Genomic DNA, 25,166 nt, shown 5'->3' on the forward strand with positions numbered 1-25,166 from the left:
CCACTAAACCGCAGGAGCCTCCCCTAGTGAGCACGGACATCACCGCTGCACCCGCGTACGACACTCCCATCGGCCTGACCAACCCGCCGATCGATGAGCTGCTCGAGCGCACCTCGTCCAAGTACGCCCTCGTGATCTACGCGGCCAAGCGCGCCCGGCAGATCAACGACTACTACAACCAGCTCGGTGACGGCATCCTCGAGTACGTCGGCCCGCTCGTCGAGCCGGGCCTGCAGGAGAAGCCGCTGTCGGTCGCCATGCGCGAAATCCACTCCGACCTGCTCGAACACACCGAGGGCGAGTGACAATCCCCAGCCGGGAGGCGTAAAGACCATGCGGATCGTCGTCGGGGTCGGCGGGGGCATCGCCGCTTACAAGGCGTGTGCCCTCGTTCGCCGTTTCACCGAGACCGGGCATCAGGTGCGGGTCATTCCCACCGAGGCCGCGCTGCAGTTCGTCGGCAAGGCGACCTTCGAGGCGCTGTCCGGTCAGCCGGTGCACACGGACGTGTTCACCGACGTGCCCGAGGTGCCGCATGTGCGGATCGGCCAGGAGGCCGATCTCGTCGTCATCGCCCCCGCCACCGCGGATCTGATGGCCCGCGCCGCCCAGGGGCGCGCCGACGATCTGCTCACCGCCACCTTGCTGACGGCCCGATGTCCGGTGTTGTTCGCGCCCGCGATGCACACCGAGATGTGGGAGCATCCGGCGACGGTGGCCAATGTCGCGACGCTGCGCGCGCACGGCGCCACCGTCATGGAACCCGCGTCGGGCCGGCTCACCGGTACCGACACGGGGCCGGGACGGTTGCCGGAACCGGAGGAGATCTTCGGTCTGGCCTCGCTGCTGCTCGAGCGCGCCGACGCACTGCCCCGCGACCTGACCGGTCGCCGCGTGGTGATCACCGCAGGTGGGACGAGGGAACCCCTCGACCCGGTGCGTTTCCTCGGCAACCGCAGCTCCGGTAAGCAGGGTTACGCCCTGGCCAGGGTCGCGGCCCAGCGTGGCGCCCAGGTGACGCTGATCGCGGGCAACACCATCGAGCTCGCCCCGCCCGCCGCGGTCGAGCTGGTCCACATCACCACCGCCGAACAGCTCAAGACGGCCGTCGACAAGCACGCCGTCGGCGCCGATGCGGTCGTCATGGCCGCCGCGGTCGCCGATTTCCGTCCGACCCACGTGGCGGCAGCGAAGATCAAGAAGGGCGCCGACGAACCCGACGTGATCCCGTTGACCAAGAACGCCGACATCCTCGCCGGTCTGGTCGACGCCCGCACCGAGGGCAGACTCGACGGCACCGCGATCGTCGGTTTCGCCGCCGAGACCGGGGACGACAACGGTGACGTGCTCACCCATGCCCGCGCGAAACTGGCCCGCAAGGGCTGCGACCTGCTCGTGGTCAACGCGGTGGGTGAGGGCAAGGCGTTCGAGGTCGACACCAACGACGGATGGCTGCTCGGGGCCGACGGCACCGAGGTGGCACTCGATCACGGTTCCAAGGCGCTGCTGGCCAGCCGGGTGCTCGACGCGCTCGTCCCGCTGCTGCGCTGACCGGGTAAAACCCGCCGTTTCGTGCGCGAAAACCGTTGCGCCGCAACGATCTCGCGCAGTGTACCGCGCACGGGTGTGTTCGTGGTGTGGCTTGTCCTAACCCGCCACCTTGTCGGTGGTTTGGAATAGTCTGAAGAGAAGTAACCCGTTGAGGGAGAGGGAATAACTGTGCGTACGACAGGTAGTCGGCTATTCACCAGTGAGTCTGTGACCGAGGGCCATCCGGACAAGATCTGTGACGCGATCAGCGATTCCATCCTCGACGCATTGCTCGCCGAGGATCCGGGCAGCCGCGTCGCGGTGGAAACCCTGGTCACCACCGGCCAGGTCCATGTCGCGGGCGAGGTGACCACGTCGGCCTACGCCGATATCCCGCGGATCGTGCGCGAGAAGGTCCTCGAGATCGGATACGACTCCTCCGCAAAGGGTTTCGACGGCAACTCCTGCGGTGTCAACATCGCGATCGGCGCCCAGTCGCCCGATATCGCCCAGGGTGTCGACACCTCGCACGAGGCCCGCGTCGGCGGGTCCGACGACGAGATCGAACGCCAGGGCGCGGGCGACCAGGGCCTGATGTTCGGCTACGCCACCACCGACACCCCCGAGCTGATGCCGCTGCCGATCGCGCTCGCGCACCGGCTCTCGCGCAAGCTCACCGAGGTCCGCAAGTCCGGCGTGCTGCCCTACCTGCGTCCCGACGGCAAGACCCAGGTCACCATCGAATACGACGGTGACCGCCCGGTCCGCCTCGACACGGTCGTCATCTCCACCCAGCACGCCGCCGACATCGACCTGGACAACCTGCTGGCCCCCGATATCCGCGAGAAGGTCGTCGAGGCGGTCATCGCCGATCTGGAGATCCCGTCGCTCGACACCTCCGACATCCGCCTGCTGGTCAACCCGACCGGCAAGTTCGTGCTCGGTGGCCCGATGGGCGACGCCGGTCTGACCGGCCGCAAGATCATCGTCGACACCTACGGCGGCATGGCCCGCCACGGTGGTGGCGCGTTCTCCGGCAAGGACCCGTCGAAGGTCGACCGTTCGGCCGCCTACGCCATGCGCTGGGTCGCCAAGAACGTGGTGGCCGCCGGTCTGGCCGACCGTGTCGAGGTGCAGGTCGCCTACGCCATCGGCAAGGCGGCGCCGGTCGGTCTGTTCGTCGAGACCTTCGGCACCGAGAAGGTCGACCCGACCCGCATCTCCACCGCCATCTCCGAGGTGTTCGACCTGCGTCCGGGCGCGATCATCCGCGATCTCGACCTGCTGCGCCCGATCTACGCGCCGACCGCGGCCTACGGTCACTTCGGCCGCACCGATGTCGACCTGCCCTGGGAGCACACGGACCGCGCCGACAAGCTGCGCGCGGCCGTCGGCCTGTAGTACCCACGGCCCGCGTGACCGCGGACGAACCATCGACAGCAGCGGGACACCCGATCGCCCGGGTACTCCCGCTGCTGTCGCCCGCGCACCTGGACCGCGACTTCGACTACCTCGTTCCGCCCGAACTGGACGAGATCGCCCAGCCCGGCGTACGCGTGCGCGTCCGCTTCGCCGGCCGCCTCGTCGACGGCTATCTCCTGCAACGCCTTTCGTCCACCGAGCACACCGGAAAAATGGTGAAGCTCGAACGCGTGGTCTCCCCGGAACGCGTCCTCACCCCCGAAATCCTGCGCCTGGCCACCACCGTCGCCGCCCGCTACGTAGGCACCCGCGCCGACGTCCTTCGCCTGGCCATCCCACCCCGCCACGCCCGCACCGAAGCGAGCGGTTCGGCCACCACCCCGAAGAAGTCCGCCGCCCGCGAGGAAGAAACGCGCACTGAGGACGCGGACTCTTCTACTGCTGACACAGAGGCTTCCGCCGGCATCGAAGCTGGTTCTGTGGTGGCTGGGGGCCCCGCTGGTGGGGCCGGTTTCACCGGCGTAGAGGCAGGTTTCGGCGGCGGGACGACTGGAGCTACGGCCGACGTGGCCGAATCCGATTCAGCCACAGCGGAACCGGCAGTGGATGTCGATGTGTCGGCCTGGGCGCGGTATCTGCACGGTGGGGCGTTCGTGGCGGCGTTGCGGCAGGGGAAGGGGCCGCGGGCGGCGTGGCAGGCGATGCCGGGGGAGGACTGGGCGGCTCGGTTGGCCGAGTTGGCGGCGACGGTGGTCGCGGCTGGGCGCGGGGTGGTGTTGATGGTGCCGGATCAGCGGGATCTGGATCGGCTGCTCGCGGAATGTGTTCGGCTGGTGGGGGATTCGGCGGTCGGGTTGTCCGCGGGGTTGGGCCCAGCGGCGCGGTACCGGCGATGGCTGTCGGTGTTGCGGGGGCAGGCGCGGATCGTGGTCGGCACGCGAGCGGCGGTGTTCGCGCCGGTGCGTGACCTCGGACTGATCGCCATCTGGGACGACGGTGACGACACCTACGCCGAACCGCGCGCACCGTATCCGCACGCGCGGGAGGTCGCGATGCTGCGCGCCCATGAGACCGGCGCCGCCTTCGTGGCCGCCGGTTTCGCACGCACCGCCGAGATCCAGGCCGTGGTCGAAACCGGTTGGGCCCATGACCTTCTCGCCGAGCGTGCGACCTTGCGCGCAGTGATGCCACGCATCAGCGCCCCCGGCGACAGCGATTTCGCGCTGGAACGTGACGCGCTGGCCAGGGCCGTGCGTATCCCCGGCGTGGCCTTCACCGCCGCCCGGGCCGCGATCAAGGAGAACGCGGCGGTACTGGTTCAGGTGCCCCGACGCGGATATGTGCCGTCGTTGGCGTGTGCCAAATGCCGAACCCCCGCCCGGTGTCGGCATTGCAACGGCCCCTTGGCATTACCGCATTCGAGCAATGGTGAAGCAGCCAGTCCGCACTGCAAATGGTGCGGCATCACGGAGGCCGCGTTCCGCTGCCAGGCGTGCGGGGCGCGCGCGCTGCGGGCGATGGTGATCGGCGCGGCCCGCACCGCGGAGGAACTGGGCCGGGCCTTCCCCGGTGTGCCGATCCGGACATCCGGGGGCGGCGACATGCTCGACACCGTGGAGCCGGGCGCCCAGGTGGTGGTCGCGACCGTCGGCGCCGAGCCCGTGGTGCGCGGCGGATACGGCGTGGCCCTGCTCCTCGACGGCTGGGCCCTGCTGGGTCGCGCCGACCTGCGTGCCGCCGAGGACACCCTGCGCCGCTGGATGGGCGCCGCCGCCATGGTCCGCCCCCGTGGTCAGGTGATCGTGATGGCCGAACCGTCCCTGCCCACCGTGCAGGCCCTGGTCCGCTGGGACCCGGTCAACCACGCCGCCGCCGAACTCGAGGCCCGCGCCGAGGTGGGCTTCCCCCCAGCCGTTCGCATGGCCGCCGTCGACGGAACCACCGAGTCGATCGCCGAATTGCTCGAGGCCGCCCGACTACCCGACCAGGTGGAGATCCTCGGCCCCGTCCCCCTCCCACCCACGGCCCGCAAACCGTTCTCCGGCGCCGACGAACCCGCCGAAGTGGAACGCATGCTCCTGCGCGTGCCCCGCTCCGCCGGAATCCCCCTGGCGCGCGCGCTCACCGCCGCCCAGGGCGTCCGCAGCTCCCACCGCTCCGACGCCCCACTCCGAGTCCAGATCGATCCGGTCGACATCGGCTGATCCGCCAGGCCCTCCCGTCGGTCGGGTCGACGTCGGCTGGGGCCCGGGCGAGGGGGTCAGCGGAACATCGCGGCGTGCCGCTGCGCCCACTGGGCGTAGGACGTGGCCGGGCGACCGAGGACCCGTTCGATATCGGTGCTGACCTGCTGCTCCTCGGAAGTGGGTGTGCCGAGGATGGTGAGGGTGTGGTCGGCGACCGGTTCGGGCATGAAGTGCAGCATGTTCTGTTTCGCCTCTTCGGGTGTCAGTTCGAGGAAGGTGATCGGCTCTTCGATCGACGCGGCGAGGGCGGCCGTCTGTTCCCGTGGACTCACCACGGCGGGGCCGGTGAGGGTGTAGGCGTTTCCGGAGTGGCCGTCCTCGCGCAGAGCCGCGGCCGCGACGGCGGCGATATCGGCGGGATCGACCGAGGGCAGGCCGACATCGCCGAAGGGAGCCGCGACCGTGCGGGCGGTGCGAACGGATTCCAGCCAGGCGAAGGTGTTGGAGTTGAACGCGCCCGGCCGCAGGGCGGTCCATTCGAGGTCGGAGGCCGCGAGGGCCTGCTCGAAGGCGATCGTTCGCGCGTACCCGGCGGAATCGGGGCGGGTGACCGCGCCTTGGGAGGACACGAAAACCACCCGGCGCACACCGGCCGCCGACGCCGTCTTCAGCACCTGTTCCGGCTCCGGTCCGCTCATCAGCTGCTCACCCGTGATGAGCAGGAACAGCGCGTCCGCACCGGCGAGAGCGGGGGGGAGGCTGTCGAGGTCGCCGAGATCGGCGACGACATGCTCGACGCCTGCGGGCAGGTCGACGGGCGTGGTTCCGCGCGACACGGCACGAACCGCTTCTCCCGCCGAGTGCAGTACCTCGACAAGCTGACGTCCGATATTGCCGGTCGCACCGGTGACAACGATCATTCTCACTCCTGAGTTAGTTAGCTGACTAAAACGAACGTAGCACCGGGATCGCCACCGTGTCTATAGTTAGTTGCGTGACTGACTCAAAAACGCGAGTTGCCCCGAGAGCGGGGAAGCGAGAACGTCTCGTCGAGGCGGCCGCGCGAGTGTTCTACGAGCAGGGCATCGAGAAGACCACCATCGCCGATATCGCCACCGCGGCCGACGTCCCGGTCGGCAACGTCTACTACTACTTCAAGACCAAGGATCAGTTCGTCCACGCCGTCATCGAGACTCATGCGAGCACGCTGGCCGAGGTGGTCGCGAAGCTCGCGCCGTTGCCCGGACCGGCCGAGCGGTTGAAGGCGATGGTCGACTCGTGGGTGGACCAGCGTGACCTCGCCGCCCGTTTCGGTTGTCCGACCGGCTCGCTCGCCGCCGAACTCGACAAGCGACCCGACGGTTTCGGGGGTGAACCGGCGCGGCTGATGAGCCTCCTGATCGATTGGGCGCGCGATCAATTCACCGAACTCGGCAGGCCCGACGCGGCGGAACTCGCGGTGGCCTTTGTCGCGGCCTATCAAGGAATTTCCTTGATCACCAACACATTTCGCGATCCTGACCTGATGGCTACCGAGGGTGAACGGCTCAAGCGGTGGATCGATGAGGTCGCCGGTCGGGGCTGATCAGACCCGGGCGCGGACCGGTCGTTTCTGTCCGGTTCGTGGCCGCCGAGGTCGGGGGCGGCGACGGTGCTGTGGTATGACCGGATGACCCTGCCCGATGACGTGCGGCGGGCCTGCGGAGAGGACCGTGGTGGAGTTCTTCAGGATGTCCGACGGTGAGTACGTGCCGACGGAAGTGGCGATCAGCCGCTGGTCGCCCAATCAGCTGCACGGTGTCGCGGTGTGCGGCCTGCTCGCGGTGGAGGCCGAGAAACACAGTCCTGGCGAAGGTTTCGTGCCGGCCAGGTTCACTGTCGACCTGTTCCAGCAGGTGACGACCGACCCGATCTCGCTGCACAGCGAAGTGGTGCGCGACGGCAACCGCATCAAGGTCGCCGATGTCCGGCTCGTGCAGCAGGGGCAGACGCGCTCCCGCGCCACCGTCACCTTCCTCGCGGCCACCGACGACCCGCCCGGCACCGTCTGGCAGCCCGATCTGGAACTACCCGTTCCCGAGCAGCGCATCGACGAGCCGGGCGGCGCCGCACCGCTGTTCAAATCCGGTGCGGGCGACTGGCTCACCGATTTCCGCACCGCCCGCGACGCGGAACGCAAGGTCACCTGGAACAACCTGCCGACCCTTGTCGCCGGTCAGCCCTTCTCGCCCTTCCAGCGCGCCGCCGCCAGCGGTGACCTCACCAATCTCGTCTGCCACTGGGGTTCGCACGGTGTCGGCTACATCAACGCCGACATGACCCTCAGTCTCTCGCGCCTGCCCGAGGGGGTGGAGCTCGGTCTGCAAGCCCTCGATCACACCTCGCGGGCAGGCGTCGCGGTGAGCAGTGCCGTCCTCTACGACCGCCGGGGCAAACTCGGTACCGCCACGATCACCGCCATCAGCAACGACCGCCGACGCTCGCCTTCGACCACGGAGAGCAAGCCGGTCGCGGTGGCCGCCGAGTAGTTCGCTCACCTTTTCCGCAACCCCACCGCACTCGCGGGGAGGGGTGATCCGGTGCTGCCGTGCGGCGGCGCACAGCAAGAACACCCTTGCGCTAGATGCATTGCCGATATATCGTCGATAACGTCAACTAGAAAAGAACACGCCGAGGAGGCTGTTATGCACGACGATCGACAAAGAGAATTCGGACACTTCGAGCGAGGACGCGGGCAGGGGCACCCGGAATTCGGGCCCGACCGCAGGCACTTCCGGCGCGGTGGCCGCCACGGTCACGGCCCGGAATTCGGACCCGGCTTCGGCCCGGGATTCGGTCCCGGTTTCGGCCCGGGCTTCGGCCGGGGACGCGGTCGCGGCGGCCGGGGCAGGCGCGGTGACGTCCGCGCCGCCGTCCTGTTGCTGCTCGCCGAGCGACCCATGCACGGCTACGAACTGATCCAGCAGATCCGCGAGCGCAGCGACGACATCTGGCGTCCGAGCCCGGGTTCCATCTACCCGGCATTGGCCCAGCTCGAGGACGAGGGACTGGTCCTCATCGAGAAGGTGGCCGGGCGCAAAACCGCGCAACTCACCGAGGCGGGCAAGGCCTATGTCGAGACCGAGCGCGACGAGCTCGGCGATCCCTGGGCGGAGGTCCGGCAGGACGTCGGCGCTCAGGCGCTCGATCTGCGTGGCCTCGTCGGCCAGGTGATGGGTGCGGTCGGTCAGGTCGCCCAGGTCGGTACCCCGGAACAAGCCGCGCGAGCGGCCGAGGTGCTCACCGAGACCCGGCGGGCGCTGTACCGGATCCTCGCCGAGGACGACATCGCCGCGACCGGTGACGCAACCCCCGATAAATGAGGGCGGCGTGAACCCCCCTTTCGAGGTGCGTTTGCCCAGGCAATGGAGTAAATCATTGGGGTATGGAACAACCGCGAGGTCTGTGGGGTTGGGGATCATCACAATGGGGAAGGGTGGCGTCGCGGACGGCGCTCGCCTGCGCGGCGGTGATCGGGGTGGCACTCGCCCCGATCGCCACCGCCGAACCGCCGGGCTACCGTCCGGCAATCGTCCCGAGCCAACCGGGTCCGGCGCAGCCCGACCACCTGGCCGCCGCCCGCTACATCAGCGACCATCCCGACGCGGTTCCCCTGGGCGTCAACAACTTCGGCTGTGAGCCGAGCGCCGAGCACCCGCGCCCGGTCGTGCTCGTCCACGGTACCGATTCGAGTGCCTACTCCGACTGGTCGGGTATCGGCCCGCAACTCGTCGCGGCAGGCTTCTGCGTGTTCGCGCTGAACTACGGTGGTGCGCCCGGCGCCGACACCTACGGCACCGAGGACATGCGCGTCAGTTTCGTCCAGCTCGCCGCCTTCGTCGAACAGGTGCGCGCCGCGACCGGGGCGGCCGAGGTCGACCTCGTCGGTTTCTCGCAGGGGGCCAATGTCAGCCGGTACTACGTCAACAAGCTCGGCGGCGCCGACGTGGTGAACACCTGGGTGGGGCTCGCCTCCCCGAGCTACGGCGGCGTCATGTACGGCCTCGTTCCGGTCGGTCAGGCGGTGCCGGGCATGATGGACGTGTACGCGAAGGTGACCTCCACCGCCGCCGTCCAGCAGGCGCAGGGCGAGCCGATCATGGTCGAACTGAACGCAGGCGGCGACACCGTGCCCGGTGTCCGTTACGTCACTGTCGGCAGCCGAGTCGACGAGATGATCCAGCCGTTCGAGAACATCGCCCTGCGCGGGCCGGGCGCGGAGAACCTCGTCCTCCAGGACCTGTGCCCCGACGACCTGACCGGGCATTTCAACCTCGTCTACGACCCGTTCGTGCAGCAACTGCTGCTGCGGGTGCTCGACCCGGCCCGGCCCGCGCCGGTCTGCACGCCGGTGCCGCTGGGGACGGGTATCCCGCAGGTCATCATCGCAGGCAACTCCTGACGGCCGCGCCGGTCGGAACCACCCCGGCGGGTCTCTAGAATGGGACGACCGCACATCGTCCAGCCGGGAGCCGCCGTGACCATTCAGCCCGTTCGCCTGTTCGGCGATCCCATCCTGCGCTCGCGTGCCGACGAGGTCACCGAGTTCGGCGCCGAGCTCGCGCAGCTCGTCACCGATCTCACCGAGACCATGCACGACGACGGCGGCGTCGGGATGGCGGCGCCGCAGATCGGCGTGGGGCTGCGGGTGTTCGTCTACGACACCGGCGACGCCGCCGGGCACGTGGTGAACCCGGAGTGGACCGCGATCGGCGAGGACGAGCAGGTCGGGCCGGAGGGCTGCCTGTCGATCCCCGGCGTGCGCTACGACGTGCGCCGGGCGCTGCGGGTGCGCGTCACCGGCGTCGACAAGACCGGTGCGCCGGTCGAATTCGACGCCGACGGGCTGCTCGCCCGGTGCGTGCAGCACGAGCACGACCACCTCGACGGTGTGCTGTTCGTGAACCGGCTCGAGCCGGCCGACCGCAAGGAAGCGATGCGGACCATCCGCGAATCCGACTGGTTCCGTGCCGGTGTCACCGTGCGTGAGTCCAGCGGTGTCGGCGGTGGCCGCTGATGCGTCTCGTCTTCGCGGGCACTCCCGAACCGGCTGTTCCCTCGCTGCGGCGGCTGCTCGACAGCGAGCGCCACGAGGTGGTCGCGGTGGTCACCCGGCCCGACGCGGTCGCCGGTCGCGGGCGCAAGATCATGCGCTCACCGGTCGGTCGGCTGGCCGACGAACACGACATCCCGGTGCTCACCCCGCGCAAGCCGTCGGAACCGGAGTTCGTCGAGGCGCTCACCGCGCTCGCCCCGGACTGCTGTCCGGTGGTGGCCTACGGTGCCCTGCTGCCCCAGCAGATCCTCGACATTCCCGCGCACGGCTGGATCAACCTGCACTTCTCGCTGCTGCCCGCGTGGCGTGGCGCGGCGCCCGTGCAGGCCGCCATCCTCGCCGGTGACGAGATCACCGGTGCCAGCACCTTCCAGATCGAGGCAGGCCTCGACACCGGGCCCGTCTACGGCGTGATGACCGAGAAGATCGGCCACACCGACACCTCGGGTGAGCTGCTCGCGCGGCTCGCCGAGGCAGGCGCGGTGCTGCTCGAGAAGACCATGGACGGTGTCGAAGACGGGACGCTGCAAGCGATTCCGCAGTCCAACGACGGCGTGTCCTACGCCCCGAAGGTGACCGTCGAAGCGAGCCGCATCCGGTTCGACGAGCCCGCCCTGGCGATCCACCGCCACATCCGCGCCGTCACCCCGGCGCCCGGCGCGTGGACCGAGGTGAACGGGCTCCGCCTCAAACTCGGCCCGGTGGAGCTGGTGGAGGAAACCTTGCCCGAAAGCGAGATCGAGGTGCGCAAATCCGGCGTCTTCGTCGGCACGTCGACCACCGCGGTCCGCCTCGGCCAGGTCCAACCACCCGGCAAGAAGATGATGAACGCCCTCGACTGGGCGCGCGGCGCCCGTCTCGCACCGGGAACGGTGATCGGATGAGTGCCTCCGACCGCAGGCGTCGGCGCGAAGCCGACCAGCGCAGCGGCGCCGCACCCCGCGACGACCGCAAGATCACCGGCAAGAACGTCGACGGCGGCTGGGCCGCCCGCGCCGCCAAGGGCCGTGACAACAAGGCTGCCCGCGACGACCGCGGGTATGGCCCGGCCGATCGGTCCGTCAGGCGAGCAGACAGTGGTCCGGAACGGCGCGGTTCGTCGGAAAGAGCTGAACGTCAGAGCAATTCGCGTGGAAGCGCTTCATCAGGCCGGTCCGATGGTTCCGGTCGTGCGCGTAGTACCGGCGGTGTGCGCGAAGGAGATTCGCGGGAACCGCGCAGCGGTCAGCGGACCGGCCGAGGTGGCGACAACGGCGGTTTCGGACGCGACAGGGATCCGCAGGGCTCGCAGGGCGGGAAGCGAAGCGACCGTACCGGTGACAGCAGTCGTTCCGGTAGCGCGCGCCAGGGTGGGGGTAAGTCGGCCGGGCAGCGGAGTGAGCGGCAGCGGGCCGATCGGCCGGATCCGAGTGTGCCGAGTCCGCGCAAGCGGCGGGGTGAGCCGGTGGACGTGGCGCGGGAGGTGGCCCTCGACGTGTTGCGGGCGGTGCGCGAACGTGACGCCTACGCCAACCTCGTACTGCCGAAGCTGTTGCGGGAACGCAAGATCAGCGGGCGTGATGCCGCGTTCGCGACCGAACTCACCTATGGTGCGTGCCGGTCGCAGGGGCAGCTCGATGCCGTGATCGCGGCGTGCGCGGGTCGTCCCGTCGGTGAGATCGACGGGCCGATCCTCGACATCCTCCGCCTCGGCGTCTACCAGCTGCTGCGCACGCGGACCAGCGCGCATGCCGCCGTCGACACCTCCGTCGACCTGGCCCGTGCCGAATTCGGCCAGGGCCGTGCCGGTTTCGTGAACGCGGTGCTGCGCCGGGCGGGGGAGAAGACCGCCGAGCAGTGGATCGCGGAGCTGGCCCCGGCCGATCCGGTCGGCAAGCTCGCCTTCGAATACGCGCACCCCACCTGGATCGCCCAGTCCTTCGCCGACGCGCTCGGTGCGCAGGCGGGTGAACTGTCCGACCTGCTGGCCGCCGACGACGAACGTCCGGTGGTGCACCTGGTCGCGCGTCCCGGTGAGATCACGTCCGAGGAATTGGCGCTGGTCACCGGCGGTGAGGAAGGTCGCTGGTCGCCGTACGCGGTGTACCTCGACGGCGGTGATCCCGGTCAGCTCGAACCGGTGCGCGAGGGAATCGCCGCGGTGCAGGACGAAGGTTCGCAGCTCGTCGCGCTGGCCCTGAGCCGGGCACCGCTCGAGGGCCCCGACCAGGGTCGCTGGCTCGACTTGTGCGCTGGTCCCGGCGGTAAGGCGGCACTGCTCGGCGCGCTCGCCGCGATCGACCTGTTCACCGTCGATGCGGTGGAGCCGTCGGAGCACCGCGCCGAACTGGTCCGCAAGTCCACCCGCGACCTGCCCGTCACGGTGCACGTGAAGGACGGCCGCGACACCGGTCTGGAACCCGGCTACGACCGCATCCTGGTCGACGCCCCCTGCACGGGCCTCGGCGCGCTGCGCCGCCGCCCCGAGGCACGCTGGCGCCGCACCCCCGCCGACGTCCCGGAACTGGTAACCCTGCAGCGCGAACTCCTCACCGCCGCATGGGATCTCCTGCGCCCCGGCGGCGTGGTCGTGTACTCCACCTGCTCCCCGCACCTGTCCGAAACCGTCGCGGTGGTCGCCGATTTCGTCCGTCGCACCGGCGCCGAACAACTCGACACCCGCGAACTGCTTCCCGGCGTCACCGACCTCGGCGACGGCCCCTCGGCCCAGCTCTGGCCCCACCGCCACGGCACCGACGCGATGTTCCTGTCGGCCTTGCGCAAGAAGTAGGCCCGATCACGCGCTGAGGCGGTGCGATCCGAGTCCACCGCACCGCCACAGCATCGGCCGGGTGGCTCGCCCACGTGCTGGCGCCGCCGCTGTTCGAGGCCAGGTCGCACGACCTGGGCGTTGATGCTCGCTCGGGTGACGGCGCGAAGGAGTGGACGCGCCCACCGCGTTTCGCAACCTTACGTCTCAGATGTGTCGCCGAAGGAGATCGCGGCAGGCCGTGGCTGTGTGACGGGGGGGCGTATGCCCGATTCGGACCCACCGCGTCTCGACAGCGAGCGGTGACATTCGTCCAAGGCGTGGCGTGTCTCGCGGGGGAGAATTCTCCTATGGCGATGACGTGGGAACAGGTGGTGGAGATCGCGACCACGCTGCCGGGGGTGGCGGAGGGGACGTGGTGGCGCAGTCCGGGGCTGTCGGTCGGCGGGAAGAGTTTCGCGCGGCTGCGGTCGGAGGCCGAGGGCGGGCTGGTGCTCTTGTGTGAGCCGTCGGAGAAGGAGGCGCTACTCGCCTCGGGGGATCCGGCGTTCTATACGACGCCGCACTACGACGGGCACCCGTATGTGCTCATCGATCTGGAAGTGGTCGACCGGCAACAGCTCGCCGAGCTGATCGACAGCGCGTGGTGGTTGCGCGCGCCTGCGAAACTGCGGCGCGAACGCGCGTAGGGAGACACCGTTGTCTCCGTGGCGGATTCAGTCCCGTTCGGACAGATCACGCAGGCGCGCAAGGGTTTTCGCGAGGATGCGCGAGACGTGCATCTGCGAGATGCCGAGCTGGTTCGCGATCTGGGTCTGGGTCATCGACTCGAAGAAGCGCATCGTGAGGATCCGCCGCTCCCGTTCGGGCAGGCCCGCCAGCAGCGGGCGGACTGCGATGTACTCCTCGACCCGGTCGAACTGCGACTCCTCCTCGCCGAGGGTGTCGAGGAGCGAGGCGTCGCTGTCACGACCGACCGAGGCGGCATCGATCGAGGTGGGCTGGTAGGCGTTTCCGGCGATGACCGCCTGGGTCACCTCGTCGGGGTCGACATCGAGTTCGGCCGCGATCTCCTTGGCCGTCGGCGAACGACCCAACCGCTGGGAGAGCTGGTCCACGGCCGCACCGATACGCAGATGGGTTTCCTTCACCCGCCGCGGCACCCGCATGGCCCAGGTGTTGTCGCGGAAGTACCGCCGCACCTCGCCCATGATCGTCGGCACCGCGAAGGACAGGAAGTTCGAGCCACGGCTCAGATCGAACCGGTCGACCGCGTGCACCAGGCCGACCCGCGCCACCTGCGACAGATCGTCGAACGGCTCACCACGACCGCTGAACTTGCGGGCGATGTGGTCGGCCAGCGGGATGCAGCGGTTGATCAGCGCGTCCCGGGCCACGGCGTGCGCGGCGCTGCCGGGTTCGGTCGCCGCGAGCCGTTCGAACAGCGCGCTCACATCGTCGTACCCGGAGGGCGCAGCGGGCGCGGGCTCGGTCAGCTGCTCCTCGACGACCTGCTCCTCGATGACCGGCTCGTCGAGCACGGCTTCGGCGGGCTGTTCGAGAATTTCCGGATCGGGCTTGTGCTCTTCGTTGGTTTCGCCGTGCACTACGCCTTCCCCCGGACCCGACGGATACGGACACTCGTCGGATACCCGGACCTGGCGGCGTCGAACCCTTGCTGGTCGGCGTTCACCTCGTCGCTCAGCGTGCGCAGGACATGCCAGCCGAAGCTGCGCTGGTCGGGCAACCCCTCCGCGGCCGCGACACCCTCCACCCGCACGACGAGTTCGGTGTCACCGACGACGAACTCGCAGGTGAGCTGCGAGCCGGGCGCGGCGATCGCGATGAGCGTGGAGCACACCTCGTCGACCGCCAGGCGCACGTCGGCCACCTCGTCGAGGGTGAAATCGCTGAGCAGGACCAGTGTTTCGGCCAATCCACGCAGGATCGGCAGCTGGGTCACCGACGCTGCCACGCGAATCTGCACCGGATCGCTGAACAGCTCTTGTTCCGCCGAAATGTTGGTCACGCTCTGTAGGCTACCCACAACCGGGCGCCGATCACCACGCGGTCGCTACACTTGCGCGCTGTGTCCACACCGACGTTCCACCGCCCGGCCGAGCCGATGATCGCCCCGTCCATCCTGTCCGCGGACTTCGCGAACCTGGCCGCCGAGGCCGCCGCTGTCGAAGGTTCCGACTGGCTGCATGTGGACGTGATGGACGCCCACTTCGTGCCGAACCTCACACTCGGTCTGCCGGTGGTGCAGAGCCTGCTCAAGGCCACCGACATCCCGTTCGACTGCCACCTGATGATCGAGAACCCGGGCCGTTGGGCGCCCGGCTACGCCGAGGCGGGCGCCTACAACGTCACCTTCCACGCCGAAGCCACCGACGACCCGATCGCCGTGGCTCGCGATATCCGCGCCGCGGGTGCCAAGGCCGGTCTGTCGGTCAAGCCGAACACCCCGATCGAGCCGTATCTCGAGATTCTGCGCGAATTCGACACCCTGCTCGTGATGAGCGTGGAACCGGGTTTCGGCGGTCAGTCGTTCATTCCCGAGGTGCTGGAGAAGGCGCGGATCGTGCGCAATCTCGTGGACGCGGGCGAATTGCAGCTGCTCGTCGAAATCGACGGTGGCATCAATACCGACACCATCGAGCAGGCCGCCGCGGCGGGCATCGATTGTTTCGTGGCCGGGTCGGCGGTCTACAACACCGCCGATCCCGGTGCGGCCGTCCAGAATCTGCGCAGTCTGGCAACCGCCGCCTGGTTGCCGTGACCCGGTTCGGTCAGTGCGGGTGCAGGGCGTGGCTGCCCAGCGCCCGCGCTGTCTCGATCACGGCCTCGAGCGGTGGCCGGTTGTCGGCCGCCTCCGGTGCGCGCACCCAGGTGCGGTAGCCGGTGCGTTCGTCGTCGGGGGAGGGCAGCACGATGTGGCTGCCCGCGCACGCGACGCTCGCGTAGAGGCGGAACAGTTCGGCTTCGGCTGTCGGCGTGAGGGTGTCGAGGTGGCAGGGGCCGGTGAGGAAGGTCCAGCAATGGGCGCGCGGATGGTCGACGACCGGTCCGGCGATACCGTCGGCACGCAACTGCGCCTGTACCCGCTCGCCCAGGTCGCCCGGCATGGTCACCGCACCGTAGTGCGTGCCGATCTGCAGGAGGATGCGCCGGGAGTCGGGGTCGACCGTCGCGGGCAGGTGTAGCTCCCGCCGGTAATGGACGCAGCGACTTTCCAGCGTGGAATCGAGCAGTGGGTAGCTCACAGTGTTGTCTCCCGGTATCGCATCGTTGAACGTCGGGAATCGTTGACGTAACAATATTGCGTCAGTGGCGAGGGCGTGGCAAGTCCGTGGATCTCCGTGTTTCTTCTTTCGGAGCTCGGGGTACAAAGCGGCGTAGTCGTGGCCGGAAGATTTATTGCACCGGCACGCGGAGAAAATCGGACGAAGGATTGCCGCCGCATTCTATTTCGGCGGGATTCTTTATGTGCGGATTATTTTCCCATGATTTTCCGGCGCCGCGCGGGTTTTGCGGCCTCCCGCTCAGCGCGCGGTCGGATTCCGCCCTCACCTGTGCCGCCACTAGGCTGTGCGTCGAGCGGGAATAGCGGTCGTCTACCCGCTGTTGGGCCCAACGGGTACGGATGACGCGACAAGGGAGTCAGACATGTTCACAGGGATCGTCGAGGAACTCGGCGAGGTCGTGGCCACCGAGCAGCTGGCCGACGCCGCCCGGTTGACGATCCGCGGCAAGCTGGTGACTTCCGATGCCGGACACGGCGATTCGATCGCGGTGAACGGCGTGTGTCTCACTGTCGTCGATGTGCTCGACGGCGACAGCTTCACCGTCGACGTGATGGCCGAGACCCTCGACCGGTCGAGTATCGGCGCCCTCGTGCCCGGCTCCCGGGTGAACCTCGAACGCGCTGCCGCGATCAACAGCCGCCTCGGTGGACATCTGGTCCAGGGTCACGTCGACGGCACCGGCACAGTGCTTGCCCGCACCCCGTCCGAGAACTGGGAGGTGGTCCGGATCTCCCTGCCCGACGCCATCGCCCGCTACGTCGTCCAGAAGGGCTCGATCACCGTCGACGGCGTCTCGCTCACCGTGTCGAACCTCGGCATCGACGACGAACCCGCCGCCGACGGCAACCGCGACTGGTTCGAGGTCTCGCTGATCCCCACCACCCTCGCACTGACCGTGCTCGGCACCGCGCCGGTCGGCACCACCGTGAACCTCGAGGTCGACGTCATCGCGAAGTACGTGGAGCGCCTGGCACAGCGAGGCTGACACACCCGCGTCGGGCGCCTCGGAGAGACCCCCACGCACGCCGTACTGTAGTAGTGATTGCCATCCCGGAGCCGTTTCTCGGCCGCCTCGATCTGGACTGACCAGAGGGTGCGACGAAGGAGTGCCCGCCGGGAGGGAAGATCGAGGCCCCCAGGGCCGAGAAACCCGCGGCGCCAGCCGCCAATATTACGGAGCAAGCAGACGTGACCAGGTTGGACAGCATCGAGCGCGCGATCGCCGATATCGCGGCCGGCAAGGCTGTTGTCGTCATCGACGACGAGGACCGTGAGAACGAGGGCGATCTCATCTTCGCGGCCGAGAAGGCCACCCCGGAGCTGGTCGCGTTCATGATCCGCTACACCTCCGGCTATATCTGTGTGCCGTTGACCGCCGACGACTGCGACCGCCTCGGTCTGCCGCCCGCGTACGCGATGAATCAGGACAAGCACGGCACCGCCTACACCGTGTCGGTCGACGCGCGCGAGGGCATCACCACCGGTATCTCCGGCGCCGACCGGGCCGTCACCATGCGGCTGCTGGCCAGCGCCGAAGCCAAGGCCGACGATTTCACCCGTCCGGGTCATGTGGTGCCGTTGCGCGCCAAGGACGGCGGGGTGCTGCGCAGGCCCGGCCACACCGAGGCCGCGGTGGATCTGGCCCGGATGGCCGGGTTGCGGCCGGCGGGCGTGATCTGCGAGATCGTCAGCCAGAAGGACGACGGGCACATGGCCCGCACCGACGAGCTGCGGGTGTTCGCCGACGAGCACGACCTGGCGATGATCTCGATCGCCGACATGATCGCCTGGCGGCGCAAGCACGAGAAGCACGTCGTCCGGGTCGCCGAGGCGCGCATCCCGACCGCGCACGGCGATTTCAAGGCCGTCGGCTACCAGAGCATCTTCGACGAGGCCGAGCACGTGGCGCTGGTGCGCGGCGACATCGGCGACGGCGAGGACGTGCTGGTCCGGGTGCACTCGGAGTGCCTGACCGGTGACGTGTTCGGTTCGCTGCGCTGCGATTGCGGCCCGCAGCTCGACGCGGCGCTGGAAATGGTCGACACAGAGGGTCGCGGCGTGGTGCTGTACATGCGCGGGCACGAGGGCCGTGGCATCGGCCTGATGCACAAGCTGCAGGCCTACCAGTTGCAGGACACCGGGCGCGACACCGTCGACGCCAACCTCGACCTCGGCCTGCCCGCCGACGCCCGCGACTACGGCACGGGCGCGCAGATCCTGGTGGATCTCGGGATCCGGTCGATGCGGCTGCTCACGAACAACCCGGCCAAGCGCGTGGGCCTCGACGGGTACGGGCTGCGGATCACCGAGCGAGTGCCGATGCCGTTGCGCGCCAACGCCGAGAACCTGCACTATCTGCGCACCAAGCGCGATCGCATGGGCCATGACCTGGTCGGTCTCGACGACCTGGATCTCGGCGAAACCGCGCAGTAACTCTTCCGAAAGGCAGCATCAGACGATGAGCGGCACCGGCGTTCCGGAATTCGCGCTGGCCAAGGCCACCGACCTCAAGCTCGCGATTGTGGCCTCGCGCTGGCACACCGAGATCTGCGACACCCTGGTCGCGAACGCGCAGCGCGTCGCGAAGGAGGCCGGGGTCGAGCACGTCACCGTCGTGCGCTGCGCCGGGGCGATGGAATTGCCCGTCGTCGCACAGGAATTGGCGCGCAGTCATGACGCTGTCGTCGCGCTCGGTGTCGTGATCCGTGGTGGCACACCGCATTTCGAGTACGTGTGTGATGCGGTGACCGCCGGTCTCACGCGGGTGTCGCTGGACGAGTCGACCCCGGTCACCAACGGCGTACTCACCACCAACACCGAGGAGCAGGCGCGCGACCGTGCCGGGCTGCCCGGTTCGGCCGAGGACAAGGGCGAGCAGGCGTGCGCCGCCGCGCTGGACGCCGCGCTCACCCTGCGCGCGCTGCGATCGGCGTGACCGTGCCGGTGGAACAGCACGCGGACTGGGAGCTCGAGGTGCGTCCTCGGCGCGCGACCCGGACCGCCGTCGTGGCCGCGGTGCTCGTGCTCGCGTTCTTCACCGCGGGCGGGTTGCTGCTGCGCACCGGGTCCACCGGGGTGAACTTCCGGGTCGCCGACCAGGTCGCGATGATCCTGATCGGCGTCCTCGGCGCGGGAGCGGTACTGCTGCTCACCCGGCCGCGGGTACGTGCCGGTGCGCGCGGGGTGGCCGTGCGCAATATCCTCGGCTACCACGAATACCCGTGGGACGTCATCCGCGGCGCCGCCTTCCCTGACCGCAAGGCGTGGGCGCGGCTCGAACTCATCGATGACGACTACGTGCCGATGCTGGCCATCCGGTCCAACGACAAGACCTACGCCGCCGACGCCATCGAGCGGCTGCGCGAACTCGGCGCCCGCTACACCGCCTGAGTTCGCACCACCGGAGCTCGCGGGGCTGAGGTGGACACCTGATCACCACGCCGTGGCGGCGTTCGGCTCTCACCCGATGCCGCCACCACAGCGCGGTCGCGGCGGTCAGCGGGTGTCGCCGAGTACCGCTCCTTCGCGGCGGGGGTCGGCCCCACCGATCCAGCCGTCCTTGCCGTCGCGCTGCAATGCGCTGAGGCCGCTGGACTGCGGTGCGACCGTGACCTGGTGACCCATCTCGCGCAGCTTGCGCACGAGGGGGTCGTTGTCACCGTTGGCGGTGGCGTCGATCGCCGGATGCTCGCCGCCGATACCCGTGCTCGGCGAATTGCCCGCCCCGAAGGACACCCCGGACACCGCCTGCTGCGGATCAAGGCCCCAATCGAGCGCTCCGACAAGGGTTTTCACCACGAACTGGATGATCACCGAGCCGCCGGGGGAACCGGTGACCAGGGCGAGCTCGCCACGGTTGCCCTGGTCGTCGCGATCGAACACCAGGGTCGGGCTCATCGAGCTGCGCGGCCGCTTACCCGGCTGCAGGCGGTTGGCGACGGGGGTGCCGTCGGGGTCGAGCGGGTCGGCGGCGAAGTCGGTGAGCTGGTTGTTCAGCAGGAACCCGTCGACGAAATGGAACGAACCGAAGGCCGATTCGACCGTGGTCGTCATCGCGGCCGCGTTGCCGTACTTGTCGACCACCGAGATGTGGCTGGTGCCGTGCTCGGGCGGCTGCGGGCCGTTGCCCAGCGGCACCGGGCCGAGATTGCCCGGCTGGGCAGTGCCCATGCTGCGGTCCGGATTGATGAGCGTGGAGCGTTCCTTCAGGTACTGCGGATGGACCAGCGACAGCGCCGAATTGCCCGGCAGCGGAATGAAATCCGGGTCGGCGACGTACTTGTTGCGGTCGGCGTAGGCCAGGCGCTCGGCCTCCGAGATCAGGTGCACGGCGCGGGCATCGGGCTTGCCGCCGTTGCGGTTCACGTCCTGCGGGCCGAGCGCGGCCAGATCGAAATTGGCGAGGATGCCCATCGTTGCCGCCACGGTGCTGCCGCCCGAGGACGGCGCGGGCATGCCGCACAGTTCGTACTTGCGGTACCCGGTGCACAGCGCGGTGCGCTTCTTCGGTTCGTAGTTCGCCAGGTCGGTGGTGGTGAGCAGGCTCGGCGTACGCCCGCCCGCCGTGCTGCCCGCCGCCTCGACGATGTCCTGGGCGATGGGGCCGCTGTAGAGTGCCTCGGCGCCGTCGGTTGCCAGGGCCGACAGGGTTTTCGAGTAGGCGGGGTTGGTGAGCACGGTGCCGGTGCGTTTCGGCGAGCCGTCCGGTTCCAGGAAGTAGGCGCGCGCGCCCTCGTCGGTCGCGAGATCCTTGGCCGATTCGGCGATCTGGCCCGCCAGTCGCGGGCTGATCTCGAAACCGCTGTCGGCCAGGTCGATCGCGGGATCGAACAGTTCCTTCCAGGCGGTCATGCCGTGCTCGCGGTGCGCGAGCTCGAGCATCCGCACCACACCGGGCACCCCGATCGAACGGCCACTGGCGCGGGTGTTCGGCGCCGGCTCGGTGCGGTCGGTGTCGCTCACCCAGCGCAGGTAGTTCTCGGTGGCGGCGGCGGGTGCGGTCTCACGCCCGTCGTAGGCCTCGACCGTGCGGGACTTCGCGTCGTAGTGCACGAGGAACGCGCCGCCGCCGATGCCGGAGGCCTGCGGTTCCACCAGACCGAGCACCGCCTGGGCGGTGACCAGGGCGTCCGTGGCGGTGCCGCCCGCCCGCAGCACCCGGCAGGCGGCCTCGGTGGCGATGGGGTTCGCCGTCGACACCGCATAGGTGCTGGTGCGGACCGGTGACATGTCGCTGCGGTAACCCGAGGCGATCTCGGGGTTGGTGCTCAGATTCTGGGTGGTCGGGCCCGTCGGGGTCGCGGGCGCCGCCGTGATCGGGGTGCCGTTGGGCGGGCTGGTGCACTCCGCCGCCTCGGTGTCGTCTGTCGAACAACCGGCCAGCAGCCCCACCGTGAGCACTGCGGCCGTCGTGGCCCCGATCCACGTCCGTCGCCTTGGCGTCATCGTGGCAGCGTAACCCCGAACCGTCGTCGCGCACAGGGATTTCCGGCCGGGCGCGGCAGCGTTACCCTGGCTGACATGGCGATCGATGCGGTGCTGTTCGATTTCTCCGGCACGGTGTTCCGGTTGGAGGACGACCCGAGCTGGGCCGACGTCCTCGTCGGCGACGACGGCACCCCGTTCGACGTGGCGGCCAAGGCCGAGATCCTGCGGCGCATGACGGCACCGGTCGAACAGTTCATGACCTTCGACCCGCCCGGCCAGCACGCCTGGGACAACCGCGACCTCGATCCCGTCCTGCACCGCCAGGCCTATCTCGAGGTGCTGCGCGGTTCGGGCGTTCCCGAAGCACAGGCCGCCGACCTGTACGGGCGGCTCATCGACCCGCTGGCCTGGACGCCGTACCCCGACACCGGCACCGTGCTGAAAGCTCTTGGCGCCCAGGGCATCCCCGTGGGCGTGGTGAGCAATATCGCCTTCGACATCCGGCCCGCGTTCGCCACCCAAGGCTGGGACACACTGGTCGGCGCGATGACCCTGTCCTACGAGGTCGGCGCCATCAAACCCGACGCACGGATCTTCCAGGACGCGATCGACCGCCTCGGTGTCGACCCGAACCGTGTCCTGATGGTCGGTGACAGCGCCGAGGCAGACGGCGGGGCCACCGCCCTCGGCGCCCGGTTCGCCCTCGTCGACCCGCTTCCGACCGCAGACCGTCCACGCGCCCTGATCGACGCTCTGGCACTGCACGGGATCGCCACCCAGTAGAGGCTCAGGACGGTCGTGCGAACCACCGACCGCCGGGTCCCTGACCGAACAGGTTCGCCACCGCGCTGCCGATCAGCGGCCTGCCGTCAGCGGCGGCGGGTGAACCAGGTCTTGGCCGACGGGCGCATCAGCAGGACGGCGACGGCGCCCGAGGCGACGATGCCCACCGCGCCCGGCGGAAGGCCGGTGAGGATGCCGGTGCAGGAGGTGAGTGCGCCGATGGCCGCCAGGGTCACCGCGGCGACGCGCACCCGGTCGCCCGCCCGGCCGAAGAGCACGACCAACGGAACCAGGGCGAAGGTCGGGAGGTAGCCGACCACCACGCCGAGTGGGCTCTGCTTGCCCAGTGCGGCGCCGATCACGATCAGCACCACGCCGACCGCCGCGGAGACCAGGGCGATCAAGCGCGCGCCGCGCACCGTGGCGGGCATCAGCCACGACGGGGTCGCCTCGTCGTCCAGGTCGTCGTAGGGGTGCAGGGCGGGGGCGTCGGTCATCGGGGGTCCTTTCCGGCGGCAAGCCGAACATCAACGCTACACACCGGCCTCCGGCGCCGGACCCGACGGTTCGCCCTCGGCCGTCCCACCCAGCACGGGCGGCGGGATTGTCGGTAGGCCTCGCTACCCTGGATACGTGGCAGATCCCGCGACATACCGGCCGGCGCCGGGCACGATTCCCGTCGAACCCGGTGTGTACAAATTCCGGGACGCCTACGGGCGGGTGATCTATGTCGGTAAGGCCAAGAGCCTGCGCAGCCGGTTGAACTCCTACTTCGCCGACGTGGCGTCACTGCATCCGCGCACCAGGCAGATGGTGACAACGGCCGCGAGCGTGGAGTGGACCGTGGTGTCCACCGAGGTCGAGGCGCTACAGCTCGAATACAACTGGATCAAGGAATTCGATCCGCGCTTCAATGTGCGCTACCGCGACGACAAGTCCTACCCGGTGCTCGCGGTGACCCTCAACGAGGAATATCCGCGGCTCTTCGTCTACCGGGGCGCCCGCAAGAAGGGCGTGCGCTACTTCGGCCCCTACGCCCACGCCTGGGCCATCCGCGAAACTCTCGACCTGCTGCTGCGGGTGTTCCCCGCGCGCACCTGTTCCAACGGAGTCTTCAAGCGGCACAACCAGATCGGGCGCCCCTGCCTGCTCGGCTACATCGACAAGTGCTCGGCGCCGTGCGTCGGCCGGGTCAGCGCCGACGAGCACCGCCACATCGTCGACGACTTCTGCGACTTCCTGTCCGGCAAGACCGACAAGATGGTCCGCGCCATCGAACGCCGCATGCACGAGGCCGCCGACGACCTCGACTTCGAGACCGCCGCCCGCCTGCGCGACGACGTGCAGGCCCTGCGCCGGGCACTCGAGAAGCAGGCGGTGGTGCTCGGCACCGGCACCGACGCCGATGTGATCGCCTTCGCCACCGACGAACTCGAGGCCGCCGTGCAGATCTTCCACGTGCGCGACGGGCGCGTGCGTGGTCAGCGCGGCTGGGTGGTCGACAAATCCGGCGACGCGCTCGACATCGCCGAATCCGGCACCGAACTGGCCGCCCTCGTCGAACAGTTCCTCACCCAGTTCTACGGCGAGCAGGCCGCCATGGCCGACCAGATTGTGGAACCGGAGGCGGCGAACGTCGTGCCGCGCGAGGTGCTCGTACCCGTACTGCCCGCCGACGCCCCCGAAATTCAGGCGTGGTTGAGCAAACTGCGCGGTTCGGCGGTGTCGCTGCGCATCCCGCAGCGCGGTGACAAGAAGGCGCTCGCCGAAACCGTGCAGCGCAACGCGGGTGAGGCGCTGGCCCAGCACAAGCTCAAGCGCGCGGGCGACCTCACGTCGAGATCGCAAGCGCTGCAAGACATTCAGGACGCACTCGAACTCGACAGTGCCCCGCTGCGCATCGAATGCGTCGATATCAGCCATGTGCAGGGCACCGACGTGGTCGCCTCGCTTGTGGTGTTCGAGGACGGCCTGGCCCGCAAATCCGAGTACCGCCACTTCGCGATCAAGGAGGCCGCGGGCGGCGGACGCTCCGACGACGTCGCCAGCATCGCCGAGGTGACCCGTCGCCGCTTCGCCCGGCTGGCGCGCGAACGCCAGCAGCCCGTCGACCTGCCGGCGGAACTCGCCGCCGACGACACCGACGAGCCCGGCTCACGCCCCGGCATCGATCCCACGACCGGCAAACCGCGCCGCTTCGCCTACCCGCCCAACCTCTACGTCGTCGACGGCGGCGCACCACAGGTCGCCGCCGCCGCGGAGGTGCTCGACGAACTCGGCATCACCGATGTGGCGGTGATCGGCCTGGCCAAACGCCTGGAAGAGGTGTGGGTACCCGGCGAACCGGATCCCGTCATCATGCCGAGGACGAGCGAGGCGCTCTTCCTGCTGCAGCGTGTGCGCGACGAGGCGCACCGCTTCGCCATCAACTTCCACCGCAGCAAGCGCTCCCGCCGGATGACGGCATCGGCGCTCGACTCGGTACGCGGGCTCGGCGAGACACGACGCGCCGCCCTGGTCACCCATTTCGGTTCGGTCGCGCGGATCAAGGACGCGACGGTCGACGAGATCACCGCGGTGCCCGGTATCGGCGTTTCCACGGCCAAAGCGGTACTCGAGGCACTCAACAGCACGTAGCGATCAGCGAGACGCAAGATTGCGAGTGC

General features: G+C 69.2%; 25 protein-coding genes. 19 read left to right on the top strand and 6 right to left on the bottom strand.

The features are described 5' to 3' along the window. Window positions 1-26 precede the first annotated feature (26 nt). The 4 genes from rpoZ to NI2_RS22150 all read left to right on the top strand — a co-directional run bounded on the left by rpoZ (window position 27) and on the right by NI2_RS22150 (window position 5,156). The gene (gene rpoZ, locus NI2_RS22135) at window positions 27-305 is read left to right on the top strand and encodes a DNA-directed RNA polymerase subunit omega (protein WP_067493623.1); all 279 of its coding nucleotides are present in this window, start codon (window positions 27-29) and stop codon (window positions 303-305) included. Between the two features lie 28 nt (window positions 306-333). After that, window positions 334-1,551, top strand: coding sequence for a bifunctional phosphopantothenoylcysteine decarboxylase/phosphopantothenate--cysteine ligase CoaBC (gene coaBC / locus NI2_RS22140; RefSeq protein ID WP_067493625.1), 1,218 nt, complete (start codon window positions 334-336; stop codon window positions 1,549-1,551). Between the two features lie 168 nt (window positions 1,552-1,719). After that, window positions 1,720-2,931: a methionine adenosyltransferase gene (gene metK / locus NI2_RS22145; protein WP_084476608.1), complete on the top strand. Its 1,212-nt coding sequence runs from the start codon at window positions 1,720-1,722 to the stop codon at window positions 2,929-2,931. Window positions 2,932-2,945: 14 nt separating this feature from the next. Next, on the top strand, window positions 2,946-5,156 hold the full coding sequence (locus NI2_RS22150) for a primosomal protein N' (RefSeq protein WP_067493629.1): 2,211 nt from the start codon (window positions 2,946-2,948) through the stop codon (window positions 5,154-5,156). 56 nt (window positions 5,157-5,212) lie between these two features. Here the strand turns inward: NI2_RS22150 and NI2_RS22155 are convergent, their stop codons facing one another. Beyond that, window positions 5,213-6,058 (bottom strand): SDR family oxidoreductase, encoded by an 846-nt coding sequence (locus NI2_RS22155; protein ID WP_067493631.1) that lies wholly within the window; start codon window positions 6,056-6,058, stop codon window positions 5,213-5,215. 74 nt (window positions 6,059-6,132) lie between these two features. On the opposite strand from NI2_RS22155, the gene NI2_RS22160 reads away from it, so the two are divergent. The 8 genes from NI2_RS22160 (at window position 6,133) to NI2_RS22195 (ending at window position 13,671) form a co-directional block, all read left to right on the top strand. Further along, window positions 6,133-6,723: a TetR/AcrR family transcriptional regulator gene (locus tag NI2_RS22160; RefSeq protein ID WP_067493633.1), complete on the top strand. Its 591-nt coding sequence runs from the start codon at window positions 6,133-6,135 to the stop codon at window positions 6,721-6,723. A gap of 145 nt (window positions 6,724-6,868) precedes the next feature. After that, window positions 6,869-7,666 carry a thioesterase family protein gene (locus NI2_RS22165; RefSeq protein ID WP_067493855.1) on the top strand — a complete coding sequence of 266 codons (798 nt, stop codon included), beginning with the start codon at window positions 6,869-6,871 and terminating at the stop codon, window positions 7,664-7,666. A gap of 156 nt (window positions 7,667-7,822) precedes the next feature. Then, window positions 7,823-8,500, top strand: a complete 678-nt coding sequence (locus NI2_RS22170; RefSeq protein ID WP_067493635.1) for a PadR family transcriptional regulator — start codon at window positions 7,823-7,825, stop codon at window positions 8,498-8,500. Window positions 8,501-8,562: 62 nt separating this feature from the next. After that, the gene (locus tag NI2_RS22175) at window positions 8,563-9,579 is read left to right on the top strand and encodes an esterase/lipase family protein (RefSeq protein WP_371851996.1); all 1,017 of its coding nucleotides are present in this window, start codon (window positions 8,563-8,565) and stop codon (window positions 9,577-9,579) included. 75 nt (window positions 9,580-9,654) lie between these two features. Then, entirely contained in the window at window positions 9,655-10,194 is a 540-nt protein-coding gene (gene def, locus NI2_RS22180; protein ID WP_067493859.1) for a peptide deformylase, read from the top strand. Further along, a complete protein-coding gene (fmt, locus tag NI2_RS22185; RefSeq protein ID WP_067493636.1) occupies window positions 10,194-11,117 on the top strand; it encodes a methionyl-tRNA formyltransferase in 924 nt (307 codons plus the stop codon). Before def ends, fmt begins: the two co-directional genes overlap by 1 nt. A 527-nt stretch (window positions 11,118-11,644) precedes the next feature. Then, on the top strand, window positions 11,645-13,003 hold the full coding sequence (locus tag NI2_RS22190; RefSeq protein WP_243749798.1) for an RsmB/NOP family class I SAM-dependent RNA methyltransferase: 1,359 nt from the start codon (window positions 11,645-11,647) through the stop codon (window positions 13,001-13,003). A gap of 329 nt (window positions 13,004-13,332) precedes the next feature. Then, complete coding sequence (locus NI2_RS22195) at window positions 13,333-13,671, top strand: MmcQ/YjbR family DNA-binding protein (protein ID WP_067493866.1); 339 nt, start codon at window positions 13,333-13,335, stop codon at window positions 13,669-13,671. Window positions 13,672-13,698: 27 nt separating this feature from the next. On the opposite strand, the gene NI2_RS22200 is transcribed toward NI2_RS22195, so the two are convergent. Next, window positions 13,699-14,505 carry an RNA polymerase sigma factor SigF gene (locus tag NI2_RS22200; RefSeq protein ID WP_371851998.1) on the bottom strand — a complete coding sequence of 269 codons (807 nt, stop codon included), beginning with the start codon at window positions 14,503-14,505 and terminating at the stop codon, window positions 13,699-13,701. Between the two features lie 83 nt (window positions 14,506-14,588). Further along, complete coding sequence (locus NI2_RS22205) at window positions 14,589-15,011, bottom strand: ATP-binding protein (protein ID WP_067493638.1); 423 nt, start codon at window positions 15,009-15,011, stop codon at window positions 14,589-14,591. A gap of 96 nt (window positions 15,012-15,107) precedes the next feature. Between NI2_RS22205 and rpe the strand changes: the two genes are divergently transcribed. Then, window positions 15,108-15,764 (top strand): ribulose-phosphate 3-epimerase, encoded by a 657-nt coding sequence (gene rpe / locus NI2_RS22210; RefSeq protein WP_067493871.1) that lies wholly within the window; start codon window positions 15,108-15,110, stop codon window positions 15,762-15,764. A gap of 10 nt (window positions 15,765-15,774) precedes the next feature. On the opposite strand, the gene NI2_RS22215 is transcribed toward rpe, so the two are convergent. Next, window positions 15,775-16,248, bottom strand: coding sequence for a hypothetical protein (locus tag NI2_RS22215; protein ID WP_225280667.1), 474 nt, complete (start codon window positions 16,246-16,248; stop codon window positions 15,775-15,777). Between the two features lie 403 nt (window positions 16,249-16,651). Here NI2_RS22215 and NI2_RS22220 point away from each other — a divergent pair, with 403 nt between their 5' ends. The 4 genes from NI2_RS22220 (at window position 16,652) to NI2_RS22235 (ending at window position 19,680) form a co-directional block, all read left to right on the top strand. Next, window positions 16,652-17,275: a riboflavin synthase gene (locus NI2_RS22220; RefSeq protein WP_067493640.1), complete on the top strand. Its 624-nt coding sequence runs from the start codon at window positions 16,652-16,654 to the stop codon at window positions 17,273-17,275. Between the two features lie 203 nt (window positions 17,276-17,478). Continuing rightward, on the top strand, window positions 17,479-18,723 hold the full coding sequence (locus tag NI2_RS22225; RefSeq protein ID WP_067493641.1) for a bifunctional 3,4-dihydroxy-2-butanone-4-phosphate synthase/GTP cyclohydrolase II: 1,245 nt from the start codon (window positions 17,479-17,481) through the stop codon (window positions 18,721-18,723). A gap of 25 nt (window positions 18,724-18,748) precedes the next feature. Then, on the top strand, window positions 18,749-19,225 hold the full coding sequence (gene ribH, locus NI2_RS22230; RefSeq protein ID WP_067493643.1) for a 6,7-dimethyl-8-ribityllumazine synthase: 477 nt from the start codon (window positions 18,749-18,751) through the stop codon (window positions 19,223-19,225). Further along, entirely contained in the window at window positions 19,222-19,680 is a 459-nt protein-coding gene (locus NI2_RS22235) for a PH domain-containing protein (protein WP_243749680.1), read from the top strand. Before ribH ends, NI2_RS22235 begins: the two co-directional genes overlap by 4 nt. Window positions 19,681-19,785: 105 nt before the next feature. On the opposite strand, the gene NI2_RS22240 is transcribed toward NI2_RS22235, so the two are convergent. Further along, a complete protein-coding gene (locus tag NI2_RS22240) occupies window positions 19,786-21,735 on the bottom strand; it encodes a gamma-glutamyltransferase family protein (protein WP_067493645.1) in 1,950 nt (649 codons plus the stop codon). A gap of 75 nt (window positions 21,736-21,810) precedes the next feature. Here NI2_RS22240 and NI2_RS22245 point away from each other — a divergent pair, with 75 nt between their 5' ends. After that, on the top strand, window positions 21,811-22,500 hold the full coding sequence (locus tag NI2_RS22245; RefSeq protein ID WP_067493647.1) for an HAD family hydrolase: 690 nt from the start codon (window positions 21,811-21,813) through the stop codon (window positions 22,498-22,500). 86 nt (window positions 22,501-22,586) lie between these two features. Here NI2_RS22245 and NI2_RS22250 read toward each other — a convergent pair whose 3' ends face one another. Continuing rightward, window positions 22,587-22,997 carry a hypothetical protein gene (locus NI2_RS22250; RefSeq protein ID WP_067493649.1) on the bottom strand — a complete coding sequence of 137 codons (411 nt, stop codon included), beginning with the start codon at window positions 22,995-22,997 and terminating at the stop codon, window positions 22,587-22,589. Between the two features lie 136 nt (window positions 22,998-23,133). Between NI2_RS22250 and uvrC the strand changes: the two genes are divergently transcribed. Next, window positions 23,134-25,137 (top strand): excinuclease ABC subunit UvrC, encoded by a 2,004-nt coding sequence (uvrC, locus tag NI2_RS22255; protein WP_067493652.1) that lies wholly within the window; start codon window positions 23,134-23,136, stop codon window positions 25,135-25,137. The last annotated feature ends 29 nt before the right edge of the window (window positions 25,138-25,166 follow it).

Source organism: Nocardia ignorata NBRC 108230 (assembly GCF_001612905.1).
Taxonomy (GTDB): domain Bacteria; phylum Actinomycetota; class Actinomycetes; order Mycobacteriales; family Mycobacteriaceae; genus Nocardia; species Nocardia ignorata.